Source organism: Nostoc sp., from assembly GCF_036917135.1.
Lineage (GTDB): Bacteria > Cyanobacteriota > Cyanobacteriia > Cyanobacteriales > Nostocaceae > Nostoc.
Window position 1 is genome coordinate 100,881 of the sequence record NZ_JBALEA010000090.1, and the last position, 17,726, is coordinate 118,606.

A 17,726-nucleotide genomic window follows, 5' to 3' on the forward strand; every position below is an offset into this window, starting at 1 on the left:
ATGTTGGCATTGTTTCCCATAACCTCCAGCCCGTTGATCTCGATATATGAAGCTCCATTGGAAATCTCGATCCCGTTCCATGTATTATGCTGAATTTTTGGCAAATGCCCAGGATATGCTTTATACCTAATCCATGCATTTGCACTTCCAGAACGTTTAATACTTACTACACTCCCAGCTTTGGGTGAGTTTGTGTATAATCCGTTCATAATCAATACTGTATCGCCAGGGCTGGTAAGGTCTGCGGCCTTTTGAATTGTCCTAAAAGCGGATGAAGTAGAGAGTCCGTTATTACTATCGTCTCCAGTACCACTAACATAGTATGTTTTCGGTGTTGAATTGGCACTGATTAGCTCGCGCTTGGATCGGATCATTTCCTTGTTAGTGGATACCTGACGGGCGTTTTCAACTACCGATACTTTTACTTTTTCTCCTTGAGCTAAAAGACTTAATACTACGGGAATTGCAAGAGATGCGCTTAAGCCGAAACCTTGAATTAACACAATAAAGGCTCCTTGATCGCCACTACTTCACAAAAGTATCAGGATATTACCTAATTTTGAATACTCTTTTGGATAGAGAATACAATAGAGCGAACTTTTCTACCTCTTTCCAGAGCGCAATAAAATAATTATTCTCATAAATATTGATACCAAGTCAGACGATACAGAGATAGAATAGTTGTTGGAAAATAGATTTTTCACGGTTAAAATGAAGGCGATCGCACACTATAGTGAAAGTAGCGATCGCCTGTCATGGGTGATTTTAATCACAACTGGAATAGAGTTAAATCTAGTAGCGGGATGATGGTACTAAATTCAAATTAGAACTCAGTGTGAGCTTTAAATCCTGTGCAGGTCTGAGGACAAAGACATTTGCTTCTTTTTTCCGCAACAGGACACTGGCACCCGCACCCGCAGCCGCACCGAGAACAGGTTTTAAATCGTCAATTCTGCGATTACCAGTAAGTAGTGAACCTAAAAGACCAGCACCCCCACCAATAGCTGCATCAGTTAAAACCTGATTTGTGCTGGGTCCCTGTGTAACTTTTTGAGTTGTGGTATATGTTCGAGAACTTGCATTAATTGACTGACGCTGACCATTAGAAAATTCTAACTCTTGGGCTACAAACCGCACGCCTTTTCCTTGGTTCTCATCTGTATTTCTAGAATAATTATCTAAATCAACAGATTCTAGCCGTCCATTTACTTTAGTACCAGCAGGAATCAAGACATTTCTATTTCTGTCGATAATATCGTTCGCTATTCTCAGGGTTAGAGATTTACTTTCTCCAGGAGCAATAGTAATTGTCTCCTTTTCGTAGGTAACAGGAAAAGCAACCCCAGAAGGAATAGTAGTGTTTCCGTATTGCCCAGTTCGGTCTTGCCCAATTCTATATTGGGCATTAGCAGGAGCCAAGCCCAATAGAGGGCTAATGACGCTTGTAGTAATGGCGATTGCCATAAGTGCAGAAGTTCCAGATTTCCATTGATGTAAGCGTGTCATCAGAGGGTCGTCCTTTGTGTATGTGATGTATTTAATGACGGCGATTCACTGAGTTTGTTTCTGACTGTTTTTGAACCTATCTATAAGCGTATTCCGAAGATAAAAGTATTGATTATAGGACTACTATTTGATTTTTAAAAAGATCCGGGGTGTGTTAGCCACAGCGTAACGCACCATTCGTAAGGATTTGGTGCGTTATAGATTTCATCCTAACGCACCCTACAGTTTTATAGCTTTTACTGAGATGGCAAAGTTCTTAGTCATAAAGTAATTTAGGCAATTTTGATTCTAGGCATATTGGAGCCTTTTGCTTAAGCACTATCTACTATTGTCTAGAGCATTCAAAATAGTTTGAATGCTGATTTTATTTTTTGTCAGTCCCTTATTTCAAGCGATCGCTCGTACTAATCGTGTCTTAAGTATTTTTACTCTGTGAGAGTTAATAAAGGACTTTATTGTTTTAAAGCTGATAAGAAGCCGTCAAAGCCACCGCTAAAGCATCCGCAGCGTCATCCGGCTTAGGAATATCATCTAAATCCAACTCCCGCGCCACCGCCTCTTGCACTTCCGACTTATCCGCATTGCCATACCCTGTTAAAGCTTGTTTAATTTGAGCAGGAGTAAACTCTACATAAGGAAGACGACGCTGACCCAACACTAAAATAACTATACCCCGCGCCTGTGCAACTACGATTGTATTTGACATCCGATAGAAGAATAGTTTCTCGATCGCCACCAAATCTGGTTGGAATTCTTCCATCAGGGTGTGTAAATCATCGAATAAGGTACATAGGCGCTGTGCCATTTCTACATTTGCCGACGTTTTAATTACCCCGAAATCCAGCATATTTACTGTAGTCTCTGGCACCTTGTTAGGAGTTTGTATACAGCTAATTGCCCCAAATCCTAAAATTGCTAGTCCTGGATCTAATCCTAAAATTCGTTTTTCCATTAAATTCACTTTTACCAAGCCAGAATATTGTTTAACTAGGAATACTGGCAATTTTGACCACTTGCTTAATGGGATTGAAAAATATAATAGTTTCACGCCTCGTGTTTTAAACCAAGTGGTGTAGATTTTCAGTTAATTATTCTTTGTAGCACTGCTCCGAATCAGGTATGTCAATTGGTTTTCTCAGACAAGCCCTCAACGCCCTGCAAAAGCAGTCGCGCTCTCGTACTTCCCATCGGGTTAACCAGTGGTTCAAATGGTTATCCCCTGGAATATCGGTAAAACGTTGGTTGTTGATCAGTGTTGGGGGTGTACTGCTGGCGAGTTTGGGGTTAGCTATCTGGATTAAGCTAACCCCCATTTTTTGGATAATCGAGTTGCTTAGGGGTTTCCTGGGAGTAATTACCGACGTCTTACCCAACTATATCAGCGGCCCTTTGGTGCTGCTTGGTGGCTTGCTGTTAGTGCTTTGGGGACAAACTCGCACCGTCGGCTCAATTACAAAGGTATTAAGAGCAGAAGGCGGGGAGGAACTTATTGATGTCTTGCTCGCCTATCGTCAATTGTACCGAGGCCCGAAAATAGTGGTAATTGGTGGTGGTACAGGACTTTCTACGTTGTTGAGGGGACTGAAAACCTACAGCGCTAATATTACCGCCATCGTCACTGTCGCCGATGATGGCGGATCTTCTGGGCGGTTGCGTCAAGAATTTGGAGTGTTACCACCAGGGGATATTCGCAATTGTTTGGCTGCACTAGCGGATGAAGAAAAGTTATTAACAGAATTGTTTCAATACCGTTTTCGGGCTGGAGATGGGTTGACAGGTCATAGTTTTGGCAATTTGTTTTTAACGGCAATGAGTGATATTACTGGAGATTTAGAACAAGCAGTTGCAGCGAGTTCCAAAGTGCTAGCGGTACGGGGACAAGTACTACCAGCAACTCTCAGTGATGTTCGCCTCTGGGCAGAATTGGCTGATGGCCGTCGCATTGATGGGGAGTCTAGCATTCCCAAAGCTGGCGGTAAAATTGTCAAAATTGGCTGCATTCCAGCTAATCCTCCGGCGGTGCCAGCAGCTATTAAGGCACTTAAAGAAGCTGATTACATTATTATTGGCCCAGGTAGCCTTTATACCAGCCTGATTCCTAATTTATTAGTACCAGAAATTGCCGATGCGATCGCTCAAACAGATGTGCCTCGTATTTATATCTGCAATATAATGACTCAACCAGGAGAAACTGAAGGCTACACTGTTGCCGACCACATTAGAGCAATTGATGCTGCTTGTGGACAAAGACGGCTATTCGATGCTGTGCTAATACACAAAAAATCTCCCTCCGAGCAATCACTCATCCGCTACGCCCAACAAAATTCCCATCCCGTTTTCCTGGATAGAGAAGCCGTAACTCAGCTAGGGCGAAGGATTGTTCCAGCTAATGTTTTGTATGAAGATGAAACGGGTTTTGTGCGTCATAATCCGCAGAAACTAGCACGAGTGTTATTGCGGTGGTACGGTAGAGGTCAGCCCCTTCGGGGAATTCAAAATTCAAAATTCAAAATTAAGGAAAATGAAAATTAGTCATTAGTCCTTTGTTTTGACTCATGACCAATGACTAATGATGAATTATGAAAATTTTTCTTGCAGATACAGAGGCGACGCTACGCTTAGGTATTACTCTTGGTGAATCTCTGACCCCTGGCAGTGTAATTTTACTAGAAGGTGATTTAGGCGCTGGTAAAACTACCCTCGTTCAAGGCATTGGCAAAGGTTTGGGAATTGCTGAACCCATTGTCAGTCCAACTTTCACGCTGATTAATGAGTACACGGAAGGACGCCTCCCCCTTTACCATCTAGATTTATACCGCTTAGAGCCACAAGAAGTTGCAGCCCTGAATTTAGAAAGTTACTGGGAAGGTGTTGAACTCATACCAGGAATTGTGGCAGTTGAATGGGCAGAACGTTTACCCTACAAGCCAGATAGTTATCTGAGTGTGAGTTTGACTTATGGGCATGAGGGCGCTCGTCAAGTCGAACTCATACCATTCAATTGCGTCATTAGCAAAGTCATTACCGCGATTTAAGCTCATTTCCTCACTGAAGTACAAGGGATTTCACTTTTCCCGTCGCAACATTAAAAAATTTCTGCAAATAGCCGAGGGAGAACTCCACGCTCGTCCTATCTGCCACTACCACGCTCGCCGCTATAAGTCACTAACATTGTTATCTCAGCCAAAAATAAACGAAAGAACTGTTCAACAGCAGATATATTGCAATAGGGTTCAGTTAAAGCTAAAAACAGAGGCACAAATAGGTTGAGTTTTTGCCTTCACCCCTCTTAAAAAAGAGACAAAGGGACAAGGGGAGAAATTAGATGGGGATTAATACCCCACCTGAAACACAAGCCAGATGCAGGAGATTTAGAGAGGTTTTCCAGATACCGTGAAAAGCCAGTCTTGAGACAACTTCCCCTTGTCTCCCCGTACCCTTATCCTTAAAAACTGATTTACAGTCCGAATCAAGCGAATTTAAATAAACTGTTGTTGGGTTAAATGAGAATTTTTACAAAACTTAGTCAGCTTAGTTGAACCAGATTAGTTTCCTACGATCATTCAGAGAAGTAATCTGGATTATTTAGTAGCGAAAGCTAGTAGAGAAAAGTTAAGCAATAATCAACTTGTGTATAATTCGTCTAACTTTCCTTACGCTTAGTATTCCCAAGTTAGATTCACAATCTATACAAAAAAATAAACTAGTTTATAGTTGGATGAAATTAGTTCTAATAATTTTAACTAGCAACAAATTCTGATATTCACATCTGTAATTAGCACTTAATTCAAGAATATATTAACTAAAACATCTCGTATTTCTACGATAACTTCTGTAGAAATACGAGATGTTTTATCCGAAATTATAGCGGTTCTCAGTTTAGTGCAATACAGACCTAACCCCCAGCCCCTTCCCTACTAGCGTTGGGGAGTAATATTCAAAGCCTCTCTCCTTTTAGGAAGAGGTTTGGAGAGAGGTCAAACTGTATTGCATCCAAGCGATAACCACTATAGTTGACCTTAATATGCCTAAGTGGATGCACTATGAGGGGAGCATTAAAAAAGTGTAAAAAGAAACCTACCCTACCGAATACAATGATGCCTCTGCGAAGGCGGCTATACGAGACTTTACCCAGCGAGCTGGGTTTCAAATTCTACCCTTCTCTTCGAGAGGCTGCGCCAACGGGTTCTCCAAAGGAGTACGTTTGTGTAGCCGCGATTTCTAATCGCCTAGTATATTTGCTTTCGCTGAGATGCTCCCCACTAGAAGTCTGTTTGATTAATTTTGATGAATTTGTAGTCAGCACTTCAGGGCTTAAAATCCAGGACTAACGACTACTAATTATCTCTAACGAAAGAAGCGATCGCATTTTTTACCAGAGGACCGGAGTCGTTTCTGGTATAATATGTACGACCATGATCAATGAATATAGAGGTAGTATCTATTAACTGCTGAAGAATCTCGGAATTAGTGTTATCTATTTCTTGACTTACTTTTTCGCCTGTAAATCGGTTTTTTCGATCTTCTGGAGGTAATACAATGCGAGGATCTTTATAAGTCTCTTTTGGCTTGGGTTTAAATGTCTCATTTAAGTCAAACTGAAGACGTAAATAACGTTTAGAATCGTATCCACCCATGATTTGCCGGCAAATTGTAGTACCAATCTCAGATGTAGGTTCCATAAAGATGTTAGTCAGATTTTTTGCCCAGTCGAAGCCTCTCCACTTGCTTATTTGCTCATATTGATATGGTTCACCAGTTTGACCTGTGCCAATAGAAAGGATAGAAATATCTTCCAATCGCAGATTATCCAGTTTATATTTCTGCTTGATTGCTGGAGAGACTGAAGATTGACTGATCCTCATAACTAGACTCAAAGCGGCGAGAGAGGGGTTGTTAGCAGAAACCCCTCCATCAATATGGGGAAATTGCCAATCACCAAATTTTTCTTTATCTACAGGTTCTAGTTTATATGGTGGAAAAAAAGTGGGTGCTGAAGCAGAAGCGGTACATATTTCCCATAAATAACAATCATCGTACCATTTGTCTCCTACGTCGGGATGACAATTTGTAAAAAAGGTTGTGTTGCGATATAGCGTATCGTAAGCAAGAATCAAAATAATGGGTTTTTCAATATCCTTCATTCTTGTGGATTTATACGCCTCTTTGAGGACGCTAGTAATTCCATCATGAGAATATTTAGGTGGTGAAAGTACATCCAAAATGGATTTTATGATGGGCGGGAAGTTTTTATAGCGGTCTTTTCTATAGGTTGGAAATATATCTTTACCCCGATCTAGATACATTTTAATTAGTTCATCACTCTCCTTTCCCATAGCAATCCCTCCTGTTAACATTGAACCAGTAGAAGTACCAGCAATCAGGTCAAAGTATTCGTGTAAAAAGTTTCCTTTACCCTGATTTCTAATTTCTTGTTCTACTTGTTGAAGTATTCGTGCTGCAATGACTCCACGAACACCACCACCATCTAAAGCTAAAATTCGGAAAGACATTGTAATTCTCCTTGATTATTTCTATGAGTAGTTATTGAAGATTTGGGAGCATCCCAATGCAAGCTTAAATCTTTTCCCTCACCCCCAGCCCCTCTCCCATATGAAGGGAGAGGGGAGACATAATTCTAGTTCCCCTTCTCCCAAAGACGGGAGAAGGGGTTAAGGGATGAGGGCTATCAAGGTTTTTGCACATTTGGGATGCTCCCGAAGATTTGACTTGAAACACTTACAAATAAATTTAGGGTTTCAAGTTGCAATTTCTGAGCCAGGGACAAGTCATATCAAGCCCGGATAATTAGTTATGATTCCCACAGTCATTGCACCCCACCCCCAGCGCCTAAGAGTTCTTCGGGAGGGGAGACAAAGCACAGCTTTGGCGGGGTTGGGTTCTTCGGGTTTAGTAAGTATTCAAGCGGACATAATATCAATACTCTTTGGTTAAAAGAGTAAAGGTAGAAAAACAAGGATTTTCGCCTTTTAGCTTTAACCAAACCGCATTGGTCTAGTCTTGACTCTGGATAGATGAAAATCTTGCCAGTTCAAGTATGACTTTGATGTAAAATTATCCGTCTACTACGTAATGTTAAATAAATATTTGCTATAAGAAAGTTAAAGCTTGACCCCGGACTTGCGTATTTACCTGGCCTTTGTCATAAACTATCTCACCGCCGACAATGGTGGTTGTAGCCCAGCCGGTGAGGTTCCAGCCCTCAAAGGGACTCCAATGGCATTTAGTTAAAAGTTCCTCCCGCCGCACTGGACGGTATGTATTTAAATCTACAAGGACTAAATCGGCATCATAACCAGGCGCGATCGCACCCTTATTGGGAATACCATAAGCTACAGCTACAGCTTTAGACATCCAGTTCACAACTTGAGCCACAGTACACTTTCCTTCCATCGCCGCAGTTAGCATCAAAGCTAGGGAAGTTTCTACCCCAGGCATTCCCGAAGGGCTATTGGGATATTCTTGAGCTTTTTCTTCTAAGGTGTGCGGGGCATGATCTGTAGCGATGAAATCAATCACGCCATCGCGCAAAGCTTGCCAGAGAACTTCGTTATCGTGGGGCGATCGCAAAGGTGGATTCATTTGTGCTAATGTGCCAATTGTTTCATAAGCACTAGTATTCAACAACAAATGCTGTGGCGTTACCTCTGCTGTCACCCAACTCGGTTTATCTTGACGCAGTAACTCTGCTTCTTCAGCCGTTGATAAGTGCAGAATATGCAGACGACGTTGATATTTGTGAGAAAGTTTTAATGCCAGTTGAGTTGCCAGCAATGCCGCTTGATTATCTTGAATTTGAGAGTGAACGGCTACATCGTGAATGTTGGCAAATTCTTGGCGACGTTGGTTAATTCTAGCTTGGTCTTCGGCATGAACGGCAATCAAGCGATGGCCTTTAGCAAATATCGCTTCCAGTGCTGTTTCACCATCAATTAGCAATTGACCATGCATCGACCCCATAAAAATCTTAATTCCCGGTGTTGGCTTTGCTAAAAGCAAATCTGGTAAATTTTCTGCCGTTGCCCCAATAAAAAATCCATAATTAACTAAGGACTTATGTGAGGCACGTTCTAGCTTATCGTCTAAAGCCTGCTGTGTCGTTGTCAAGGGGCGCGTATTGGGCATTTCTAAAAAAGAAGTGACTCCACCTTTAGCACAGGCACAACTGGCGGTGAATAAATCTTCCTTGTGTTCTAGCCCCGGTTCGCGGAAATGCACCTGCGGATCAATCACTCCTGGCAACAAAGTTAACCCTTCTGCGTCAACTTCAGTGACTAGTGCTGTTTGGGAGATTTCTGGCGCAACTTCGACTATTTGGCGATCGCGCGTCAATACATCCCCAATCATCAGTTCACCATTGGGTAGAATTATGCGAGCGCGGCGAATCAGTAAGTTTTTTGGAGATGACATAGGGATAACTAAAGTTCAGACAGGAAACTATGTATTACAGAGAACCATGCTTTTAGGTTAAACTTATTCGCGATCGGAGTAACCAATTTTTGCCGTGTCTTAAAAAAAAGTTTATTTTTAATTGTATGAAGAACCCCGTCAATCGATTTGGAATTTTAGTTCGCACCTTTGGCGCTCACACCGAAGTCCACAATCTAAAATTGGTAGTCAAGAGGCAAACATGACTAGGAAATTAAAGTTTTCCCGTTAAGATTAACAGATCAAGTCTCACTAGGTGAGTTAATTACCTACATTTTTCATTCAGTTAAGTAATTTCATGCATAATCAAGTGTCTGATAACAATTCTAGTCAACAACCCGATAATTCTTGGATCGCAGAGCTAGGTAGAACCATTGTCTTGAGCATTGTTTTAGCTCTGGGAATTCGCACCTTTGTTGCAGAAGCACGCTGGATTCCTTCTGGATCGATGGAACCGACTCTGCATGGTGTTGATAACCAGTGGGAGGCAGATAAAATTATTGTCGATAAGTTGAAGTATAAATTTGCTGAACCACAGAGGGGAGATATTGTAGTATTTTCACCCACACAAGAGTTACAAAAAGAACAATTTAAGGATGCTTTCATTAAGCGTGTAATTGGCTTACCTGGAGAAAAAGTACAACTTAAGGATGGCAAAGTCTATATCAACAACAAACCCCTTCCAGAAGCTAATTACCTCAGTTCTGGGCAAACCACAATCATTGATGTTTGCCAATCAAGGCCAGATCCACCTTTTTTGACGAAACCTCAGACTGTACCGGCTGATTCATATTTAGTACTAGGTGACAATCGTAACAACAGTTATGATGGCCGCTGCTGGGGTGTTGTCCCCCGCCAGAATATTATTGGACGTGCTGTATTTCGCTTCTGGCCTCTAAATCATATTGGTGGCCTTGATAAGTCGCCACTATATCCACAAAAAACTCCATAAAGATGGGTAAACATTTCCACCTTCTCACTTAACTTATTACTACCCCAATTTTTCTGACTGCACCTCTGTATACTTGATTCAAAAATTTAGCGATTACACTTAAGGAATAAGGATTTATTAACTTCCAGATTTCCTGCATAGAAGCATTTCAGTGCCATGCCCCCAGAAAAAGTTATGGATCTAATTTAATCCTCATTCCTAAGTGCCAGTAAAGTCTCTTTTCAAGAACAAGAATCATGGGTTTGAGGGATAATTAGCTTGATGCTCTTGCTGAAGAATGATTTAAGACTGTTATATTCTTCGCTTGAGCAATCAGCTAGCTTTGAGGAAAAACGAAGGAGGATGTGGTATGCCCAAGATCATCCGTAATATTGTTGTATACAGTAGTGTATTAGTCTCAGGGTTAATTGGTCTCTATATTCTTGTTTATATTAAGTTTGTCGAAGCTCGTTGGATTCCCTCTGGCGCGATGGAACCAACTCTGCATGGTACGCCAAACCAATGGGAAGCAGACAAAATCATTGTCGATAAGTTGAAGTATAAATTTGCTAACCCGCAGAGGGGAGATATAGTAGTATTCTCACCTACAGAAGAGCTAAAAAAGCAACAATTTAAGGATGCTTTTATTAAACGTATAATTGGCTTACCCGGAGAAAAAATACAACTTCAGGATGGCAAAGTCTACATCAACAACAAACCCCTCTCAGAAGGTAATTACCTCAGTTCTGGGCAGACTACAGTCATTGATGTTTGCCAATCAATGCCACAGGCACCTTTTTTGGCAAAACCCCAGACTATACCACCCGATTCATACTTGGTACTGGGTGACAATCGTAATAGCAGTTACGATGGACGCTGCTGGGGTGTCGTCCCCCGCCAAAATCTTATTGGACTTGCTGTAGTTCGTTTCTGGCCTCTAAGTCATATTGGAGGAATAAATAAATCGCCACTATATCCATGATGCCTTATCTAGCAAAGATTTTGCTGTATCCTGTTAAGTCACTGGATGGTGTTGAAGTTGAGAACGCTAGAGTCCTTGCCAGTGGCGCACTACAATCTGACCGTGAGTTTGCAATTTTTGACGAACAGGGTAGATTTGTCAATGGCAAGCGTCATCCTAAAATCCATTTATTAAGGGCGCAATTTGCCGTCTTAAATAGAACTATCTCGTTGCAAATCCCAGGTGGCGACTCACAACAAATTTTTCATCTGGATGAAGATCGGCAAGCATTAGAAGCAATTTTAAGTGATTTTTTTGAGTTTGCTGTCACATTGAAGCAAAACTCTCTGATGGGTTTTCCTGACGATACACACTCACTTGGCCCAACGGTAATTAGTACGGCAACTTTGGTAGAAGTAGCTTCTTGGTTTCCCGGTTTAAGTGTAGATGAAATGCGCCGTCGGATGCGTGCCAACATCGAGATTGGGGGTGTCCCAGCATTTTGGGAAGATCGGCTATTTAGTGAACAAGGTGATTTAGTCTCCTTTCAAGTAGGAGATGTGCAATTTTTTGGGGTTAACCCATGTCAGCGTTGTATAGTCCCAACACGGGATTCTTACTTAGGGAAAGTTTACCCAAACTTTCAAAAAATCTTTGCAACCCAGCGACAAGCAACTCTGCCAAATTGGGTTGCTTCATCGCCTTTTAATCACTTTTACAGATTGAGTGTCAATACCCAATTACGCCCATTGTCAGCCGGAAAAGTTTTACAGCTTGGCGATGAGGTTGACATACTTCCACAACAAAATTAATATTTATTTAAAATAAAAAATACTAAGTAAATTTTTTGGGATTTTTTTTGTTTTGGCTGTGTATTTGCATGACAATTTTAAAATTGTTGTAGTTAAAGATAAGTTTTTATACAAGTCCAGAGGTTTTCAGACCGGACAATTAAGACATCAGCAATTAAAAATTCAATTTAGGATTGGGTGCTAATGGCGACCGGGATTTTATAATGCCATACTGGAGCTTATCGGTCAAATTTCAGTTCATTCAGAGAAAATCTGTTGACATATTGGCAGATAAAACTAAGCAAATTCACCTGCGATGGCTTACTCCTCCCCTATAGACGATGTTTACAACCGGCTACGCCTAAGCAAAGTTTGAAAGTTAAGCATTGGAGGAACTCAGCCAGTTAAACAAGTATACAATGAAATCATGAACCAAGCGATTTTATTCCGTAATTATATTGAGATTGAGTGTAGCTAATAGGGCAAAAATACACCTACTATATGCTGGTGAAGAATTAAACAACAATGTTATCCAAACTTCAGCCCGCCAAATCTATTAATCGGTTAGTTGGCAAAGTTTATGCCAAGATGCCCCTGAGATATGTTCTGATTGTGCCCTTTATATTGCAAATTTGTGGGGCGGTGGGGCTTGTGGGATATCTTTCGTATCAAAACGGCCAAAAAGCGGTAAATAAGCTTGCTAGTCAATTAGAAAGTGAAATCTGCGATCGCATTGAGCAGCATCTTGATGACTATTTAACAAACCCAAAGCAAATCAATCAAATCAATTTAGATGCGATTGAGCTAGGTTTGCTCAACCTTTCAGACTTTAAAACCACCGGAAATTACTTTTGGAAACAAATGCAGGTTTTTGATGTTGGCTATAACAACTTTGCCAACCCCAAAGGTGAATTTATCGGCATTGAACGTTTAGATAATGGCACGCTCTTAATTAATGAAGTTACCGAAAAGCATGGCATCGGAAAACTTTATGTTTACAATACAGACCAGAAAGGCAATCGCCGCCAGTTACAGCAAGTCAAAAATTATGATCCTCGTGCAGAAGCGTGGTATGCAGATGCAATCAAAATAGGCAAACCCGTCTGGAGTCAAATTTATCAATGGGAAGATAAACCAGAAATTTTATCCATATCTTCCAGCTATCCTGTTTACGATAAAACTCACAAACTTGTTGGGGTGATTGGTATCGATTTGATATTGTCACAAATCAGCAACTTTTTAGCTAAATTAAATGTCGAGCGTTCGGGTAAAACTTTTATTTTAGAGCGTTCTGGGTTAATAGTGGCTTCTTCTACTAGCAATCCACCATATACCATCGTTAATGGCAAAGGAAAACGTCGATCAGCATTAGATAGTCAAGATTCTTTAATTAGACTCACAACACAGTCTTTAATCAAACGCTTTGGCAGTCTTAAGTCTGTTGTGGGGAAGGAACAGCTAAGTTTTACCGCCGATGGAATGCGTTATTTTGTGCAGGTAAAAAGCTGGAGGGACAAACTGGGTTTAGATTGGCTAATTGTGGCGGTGATTCCCGAAGGCGAATTTATGGAGCAAATTAACGCCAACACTCGCATTACTATTTTGCTTTGCATAGTTGCTTTTTTAGTAGCTATAAGAATTGGGATTTTGACGGCTCGTTGGGTAATTAAGCCGATTTTACAATTAAACGCATCAGCGAAAAAAATTGCTCAAGGTGAATGGGAGCAAACATCAGAAATTCAGCGTTCCGATGAACTGGGAGAACTAGCCAAGTCATTTGAAATTATGGCAAAGCAACTTCAAGCATCCTTTAGTGCTTTGTCAGCAAAGAATGCCGAGATGCAAGTCTTAAATGAGGCGCTATCTCACAGTCAGAGTCAGCTAACTCAGTTTTTAGAAGCCATGCCAGTAGGTGTACTTATTATCGATGCGGAAGGTGAACCTTATTATACAAATAAAATTGGGCAGCAAATTCTTGGGCAAGGAGCAATCGCAGAAGTTAGCGCTGAACAATTATCAGAGGTATATCAAGCTTACCTTGCCGGGACAGATCAACTTTACCCCAGCGATCGCTTTCCAATTTTGAGAGCATTGCAAGGGGAAAGCGCCAGAATTGATGATATGGAAATTCGCTGTTGTGAAAAGATTACTCCTATTGAGGTTTTAGGAAAACCAATTTATGATGAATCGGGGAATCTGGCTTTTGCGATCGCCACATTTTTTGATATCAGCCAACGCAAACAAACAGAAAATTTATTAGCAGAATACAATCGCACCTTAGAGGCTAAAGTAAAAAAACGTACTGAAGAATTCCAGCAACTGATCGAGGAACTGCAAAGCACCCAAGAAGAACTGATTAAATCGCAAGAAATCGCGGCACAGGAACAACAAGCAGCCGTTCGGGAAGCCGCACGCAGCGCCGCCGCCAACCTCGCCAAAAGCGAATTCCTCGCCAATATGAGCCACGAACTACGTACCCCACTGAATGCAATTCTTGGTTTTAGCCAAATCATGAGCCGAGATTATTCACTATCCAACGAACATCAAGAAAATTTGGCAATTATTAATCGTGCTGGCGAACATCTACTCAACTTAATTAACGACATTCTAGAAATGTCCAAAATCGAAGCTGGCAGAATCACATTAAATTGCAGTAGCTTTGACTTAATTCATCTGTTGAAGAACTTAGAAGAGATGTTGCACTTGCGGGCTGCATCGAGAAATTTAGAATTGCTGTTTGAATATACAGAAGATATTCCTAATTACATAGAAACAGACGAACATAAACTGTATCAAGTCTTGATCAACCTCTTGGAAAACGCCATCAAATTTACTGATACGGGGAGCGTGACGTTAAGGGTGAGACTGGGGACTGGGGACACTTCTCTACGAGAGGCTGCGCCAACGACAAGCTCAGTGCATCGCTGGGGACTGGGGATTGGGGACTGGGGACTGGGAACTGGTGAGCAGGAAGGAGGGAGCAGAGGTGAAAGAGGTAATTCTTCATTCTCCCCTTTACCCCCTAATCCCCAATCCCTAATCTTCGAGATACAAGACACCGGTTGTGGTATTGCCCCACAAGAAATTGGCTTGCTATTTGAGGCTTTTGAGCAAACTGAAATCGGCAGAAAATCACAACAAGGCACGGGATTGGGTTTAGCCATTAGCCGCAAATACGTGCAACTCATGGGAGGAGATATTACTGTCAGCAGTATGCCTGGTGTCGGTAGCACATTTGCCTTTGATATTCAGATTGCTCTAACTTGTCCCATAAAAATACCGACAAACAAAATTAAATCCCAAATTAGAGGTTTAGCACCAATTGAGAAAGTATACCGTATCTTAGTAGTTGACGACTCCAAAGAAAGCCGTCTGTTGCTAGTCAAAATTCTCACATCTCTAGGCTTTGAAGTCAGGGAAGCTACTGATGGTAGTGAAGCGATCGCTAATTGGGAATCTTGGCAACCACACTTGATTTTTATGGATATGCGAATGCCGGTTATGGATGGCTACGAAGCCACAAGAATGATTAAAGCTAAACAAATAGGGTATGGGGCAGCCAATACGTTGTGGAGGTTCCCAAAATTGAAACAACTAGCATCATCGCCGAGCCAGAACCTGACTCAAGGATTACCCAATTCAGGCGACTGCGAGGTTCTGAAAGTTCTACACAAAGCTTCTCCCTCACTAGAAGCAACTGTTGTTATGGGAAATGATGCTTCTGGTGCATCCGCCTTTGCAAAGTGGATGCCAACAGCCTTGGCTCCCCCTTGCGAATTGTCTGGAGCAACGCCAGATTGCTCCAATACACACACGATCATTATTGCCCTAACTGCTAGCGCCTTTGAGGAAGAACGCCAGAAAATTTTATCCATTGGCTGCGATGATTTTATTCGCAAGCCATTCACACAGGAAGTATTATTGGAAAAACTCAGCCAACATCTGGATTTAAAGTATACCAACCAAGTAGAAACTACAAAAGGTGTAGTTCTCGATCAACCTACACAGATGTTTGTCAGTGTTGCCGAACTGGTGAGCCTTTTATCACAAATGTCACCTGAGTGGCTCGAAAAGATCCACTATGCCGCAGCCAGCTGTAGCGATGAACTGATTTTGGAGTTACTCAAGCAAATTCCATCAGATAATGGTCAAGTTTTCCAAGCCCTCAGGAATTTAGCAAATAACTACCAGTTTGAGAAAATCATGGAATTGACTAAAACAAACGTAAAATGAATTACGAGCATTTAGACCCTGATAAAAAAGATATTTTGATCATTGACGATATGGCCGACAACCTCCGGGTTCTATCCTCCATATTAACAAGGGAAGGGTATAACGTTCGTAAAGCCTTAAACTGGCAAATGGCACTGACAGCAACTCAGACATTATTACCAGATTTGATTCTACTCGATATTATGATGCCAGAAGTAGATGGCTATGGAATTTGTCAGACCTTTAAAGCTTGGGAACTAACAGCCGATATTCCGGTGATTTTTATTAGCGCTTTAGATGATGTTTTGGACAAAGTTAAAGCTTTTAAGGTGGGTGGTGTAGACTACATCACCAAACCTTTTGAGTTTCAAGAAGTTTTAGTGCGCGTGAAAAATCAACTGGCATTGAGATCGGCGCAATTAGAAATATTGAAACTAAATGTTGAACTAGAAGATCGGGTAAAAGAGCGAACTTTGGAGCTAGAAAAAGCTCTAGAGAAACTCCAAGAAGAAATCGATTCTCGCCAGAAATTGCAAAGTAAACTACTAGATATAGCACTGCATGATTCACTGACTGGATTGCCAAACCGAGTTTTGTTTATCAGGCGACTAGAATATGCTCTCAATCGGGCTAAACAAGAATCTAGTTATCAGTTTGCGGTACTTTTTTTGGACTGCGATCGCTTCAAAGTTGTCAATGATTCCCTTGGTCATTTGGTGGGAGATGAATTGCTGATAGCCATCGGTCGTCGCCTGCAATCATGTCTTGTATCTATTGATACTCTAGCACGATTAGGCGGTGACGAATTTGGAATTCTCATAGAAAATATTACAGATATCAACATAGCAATTCAAGTTGCTGAACAGATTATACAACAGCTATCAGTTACTTTTAAACTGTCAAGATATGAAGTATTTATGAATGCCAGTATTGGTATTAGTTGGGGCAATAAAGATTACGAACGCCCAGAGTATTTGCTGCGGGATGCTGATACGGCAATGTATCGGGCTAAGGCTCAAGGAAGAGGCAAATATCACGTTTTCAATCCGGCGATGCATCAGGAAGCTATTCAGCTTTTAGAGTTAGAAAATGACTTGCGAAGGGCTATTGAAAGGCGAGAATTCCTTGTTTACTATCAGCCAATTGTTTCGCTGACTACAGGCAGAATTTGTGGATTTGAAGCCTTGGTGCGTTGGCGACATCCAATTCGTGGTCTAGTTTCTCCCATAGAATTTATTCCGATCGCCGAAGAAACAGGTTTGATTAATGCCATCAATACTTGGGTATTACAGTCAGCTTGTCATCAATTAAGTGTCTGGCAACATCATCCAGTGACACCAGAACCTCTAACTATTAGTATCAATTTAAGTGCTAGGTTATTTTTACAGACCAATTTGGTAGAACAAATTGACCGAATAATTTATGAAAAGAAAATAAATCCTGAGTACTTAGAATTAGAAATTACAGAAAGTGTAATTATGGAAAATAGTTATGCAATTAAAATAATTCTTGAACAACTAAAGCAGCGAAAAATCAAGTTGATTATGGATGATTTTGGTACAGGATATTCATCATTGAGTTATCTGCATAGTTTTCCTTTCGATGCCCTGAAAATTGATCAATCTTTCGTCAAGCGAATGCAGGAGAACAAAGAGAATATGGGGTTAGTACCAGCAATGATTAGCATTGCCAACTCAATGGGCATGAGTGCGATCGCTGAAGGTGTCGAAACAGAAGAACAGTTAGCCCAATTAAGAAGTTTAAACTGTAATTTTGCTCAGGGATATCTGTTTTCTCAACCTATAGAACAACAACTGGTTCTTAAGTTGCTTGCCGCAGCACCCCAATGGTAGCTATCAAATAATACCTGGGAAAA

12 protein-coding genes are annotated in these 17,726 nt (G+C 41.1%); 8 read left to right on the plus strand and 4 right to left on the minus strand.

Features of this window, described 5'->3' with window-relative positions:
* The first annotated feature begins 684 nt into the window (after window positions 1-684).
* Window positions 685-807, plus strand: coding sequence for a hypothetical protein (locus tag V7K50_RS28590; RefSeq protein ID WP_334966072.1), 123 nt, complete (start codon window positions 685-687; stop codon window positions 805-807).
* Here the strand turns inward: V7K50_RS28590 and V7K50_RS28595 are convergent.
* Together V7K50_RS28595 and ruvC are read right to left on the minus strand one after the other, a co-directional pair.
* The gene (locus tag V7K50_RS28595; protein ID WP_334966074.1) at window positions 793-1,506 is read right to left on the minus strand and encodes a conjugal transfer protein TrbI; all 714 of its coding nucleotides are present in this window, start codon (window positions 1,504-1,506) and stop codon (window positions 793-795) included. The genes V7K50_RS28590 and V7K50_RS28595 overlap by 15 nt on opposite strands.
* Window positions 1,507-1,966: 460 nt before the next feature.
* Window positions 1,967-2,458: a crossover junction endodeoxyribonuclease RuvC gene (gene ruvC, locus V7K50_RS28600; RefSeq protein ID WP_334966169.1), complete on the minus strand. Its 492-nt coding sequence runs from the start codon at window positions 2,456-2,458 to the stop codon at window positions 1,967-1,969.
* A 167-nt stretch (window positions 2,459-2,625) separates the two neighbouring features.
* Between ruvC and V7K50_RS28605 the strand changes: the two genes are divergently transcribed.
* Both V7K50_RS28605 and tsaE read left to right on the plus strand, forming a co-directional pair.
* Complete coding sequence (locus V7K50_RS28605; protein ID WP_334966076.1) at window positions 2,626-4,038, plus strand: gluconeogenesis factor YvcK family protein; 1,413 nt, start codon at window positions 2,626-2,628, stop codon at window positions 4,036-4,038.
* 47 nt (window positions 4,039-4,085) lie between these two features.
* Window positions 4,086-4,541, plus strand: coding sequence for a tRNA (adenosine(37)-N6)-threonylcarbamoyltransferase complex ATPase subunit type 1 TsaE (gene tsaE / locus V7K50_RS28610; RefSeq protein ID WP_334966078.1), 456 nt, complete (start codon window positions 4,086-4,088; stop codon window positions 4,539-4,541).
* Window positions 4,542-5,843: 1,302 nt separating this feature from the next.
* Here the strand turns inward: tsaE and V7K50_RS28615 are convergent.
* On the minus strand, window positions 5,844-7,019 hold the full coding sequence (locus V7K50_RS28615; RefSeq protein ID WP_334966080.1) for a patatin-like phospholipase family protein: 1,176 nt from the start codon (window positions 7,017-7,019) through the stop codon (window positions 5,844-5,846).
* A gap of 598 nt (window positions 7,020-7,617) precedes the next feature.
* Window positions 7,618-8,937, minus strand: a complete 1,320-nt coding sequence (locus V7K50_RS28620) for a dihydroorotase (RefSeq protein ID WP_334966082.1) — start codon at window positions 8,935-8,937, stop codon at window positions 7,618-7,620.
* A gap of 316 nt (window positions 8,938-9,253) precedes the next feature.
* Between V7K50_RS28620 and lepB (V7K50_RS28625) the strand changes: the two genes are divergently transcribed.
* The 5 genes from lepB (V7K50_RS28625) (at window position 9,254) to V7K50_RS28645 (ending at window position 17,703) form a co-directional block, all read left to right on the plus strand.
* Window positions 9,254-9,907: a signal peptidase I gene (gene lepB, locus V7K50_RS28625; RefSeq protein WP_334966084.1), complete on the plus strand. Its 654-nt coding sequence runs from the start codon at window positions 9,254-9,256 to the stop codon at window positions 9,905-9,907.
* A gap of 349 nt (window positions 9,908-10,256) precedes the next feature.
* Window positions 10,257-10,868, plus strand: coding sequence for a signal peptidase I (gene lepB, locus V7K50_RS28630; RefSeq protein WP_334966086.1), 612 nt, complete (start codon window positions 10,257-10,259; stop codon window positions 10,866-10,868).
* Window positions 10,868-11,659: an MOSC domain-containing protein gene (locus V7K50_RS28635; RefSeq protein WP_334966171.1), complete on the plus strand. Its 792-nt coding sequence runs from the start codon at window positions 10,868-10,870 to the stop codon at window positions 11,657-11,659. The genes lepB (V7K50_RS28630) and V7K50_RS28635 overlap by 1 nt, the downstream gene beginning before the upstream one ends.
* 504 nt (window positions 11,660-12,163) lie before the next feature.
* Entirely contained in the window at window positions 12,164-15,871 is a 3,708-nt protein-coding gene (locus V7K50_RS28640) for an ATP-binding protein (RefSeq protein WP_334966087.1), read from the plus strand.
* Window positions 15,868-17,703, plus strand: coding sequence for a GGDEF/EAL domain-containing response regulator (locus tag V7K50_RS28645; protein WP_334966089.1), 1,836 nt, complete (start codon window positions 15,868-15,870; stop codon window positions 17,701-17,703). Before V7K50_RS28640 ends, V7K50_RS28645 begins: the two co-directional genes overlap by 4 nt.
* Window positions 17,704-17,726: the final 23 nt, after the last annotated feature.

Excerpts from the sequence above, each read along its gene's own strand:
- V7K50_RS28595 (WP_334966074.1), bottom strand. The coding sequence starts at position 1,506 with ATGACACGCTTACATCAATGGAAATCTGGAACTTCTGCACTTATGGCA.
- ruvC (WP_334966169.1), bottom strand. The coding sequence starts at position 2,458 with ATGGAAAAACGAATTTTAGGATTAGATCCAGGACTAGCAATTTTAGGA.
- V7K50_RS28605 (WP_334966076.1), top strand. The coding sequence starts at position 2,626 with ATGTCAATTGGTTTTCTCAGACAAGCCCTCAACGCCCTGCAAAAGCAG.
- tsaE (WP_334966078.1), top strand. The coding sequence starts at position 4,086 with ATGAAAATTTTTCTTGCAGATACAGAGGCGACGCTACGCTTAGGTATT.
- V7K50_RS28615 (WP_334966080.1), bottom strand. The coding sequence starts at position 7,019 with ATGTCTTTCCGAATTTTAGCTTTAGATGGTGGTGGTGTTCGTGGAGTC.
- V7K50_RS28620 (WP_334966082.1), bottom strand. The coding sequence starts at position 8,937 with ATGTCATCTCCAAAAAACTTACTGATTCGCCGCGCTCGCATAATTCTA.
- lepB (WP_334966084.1), top strand. The coding sequence starts at position 9,254 with ATGCATAATCAAGTGTCTGATAACAATTCTAGTCAACAACCCGATAAT.
- lepB (WP_334966086.1), top strand. The coding sequence starts at position 10,257 with ATGCCCAAGATCATCCGTAATATTGTTGTATACAGTAGTGTATTAGTC.
- V7K50_RS28635 (WP_334966171.1), top strand. The coding sequence starts at position 10,868 with ATGCCTTATCTAGCAAAGATTTTGCTGTATCCTGTTAAGTCACTGGAT.
- V7K50_RS28640 (WP_334966087.1), top strand. The coding sequence starts at position 12,164 with ATGTTATCCAAACTTCAGCCCGCCAAATCTATTAATCGGTTAGTTGGC.
- V7K50_RS28645 (WP_334966089.1), top strand. The coding sequence starts at position 15,868 with ATGAATTACGAGCATTTAGACCCTGATAAAAAAGATATTTTGATCATT.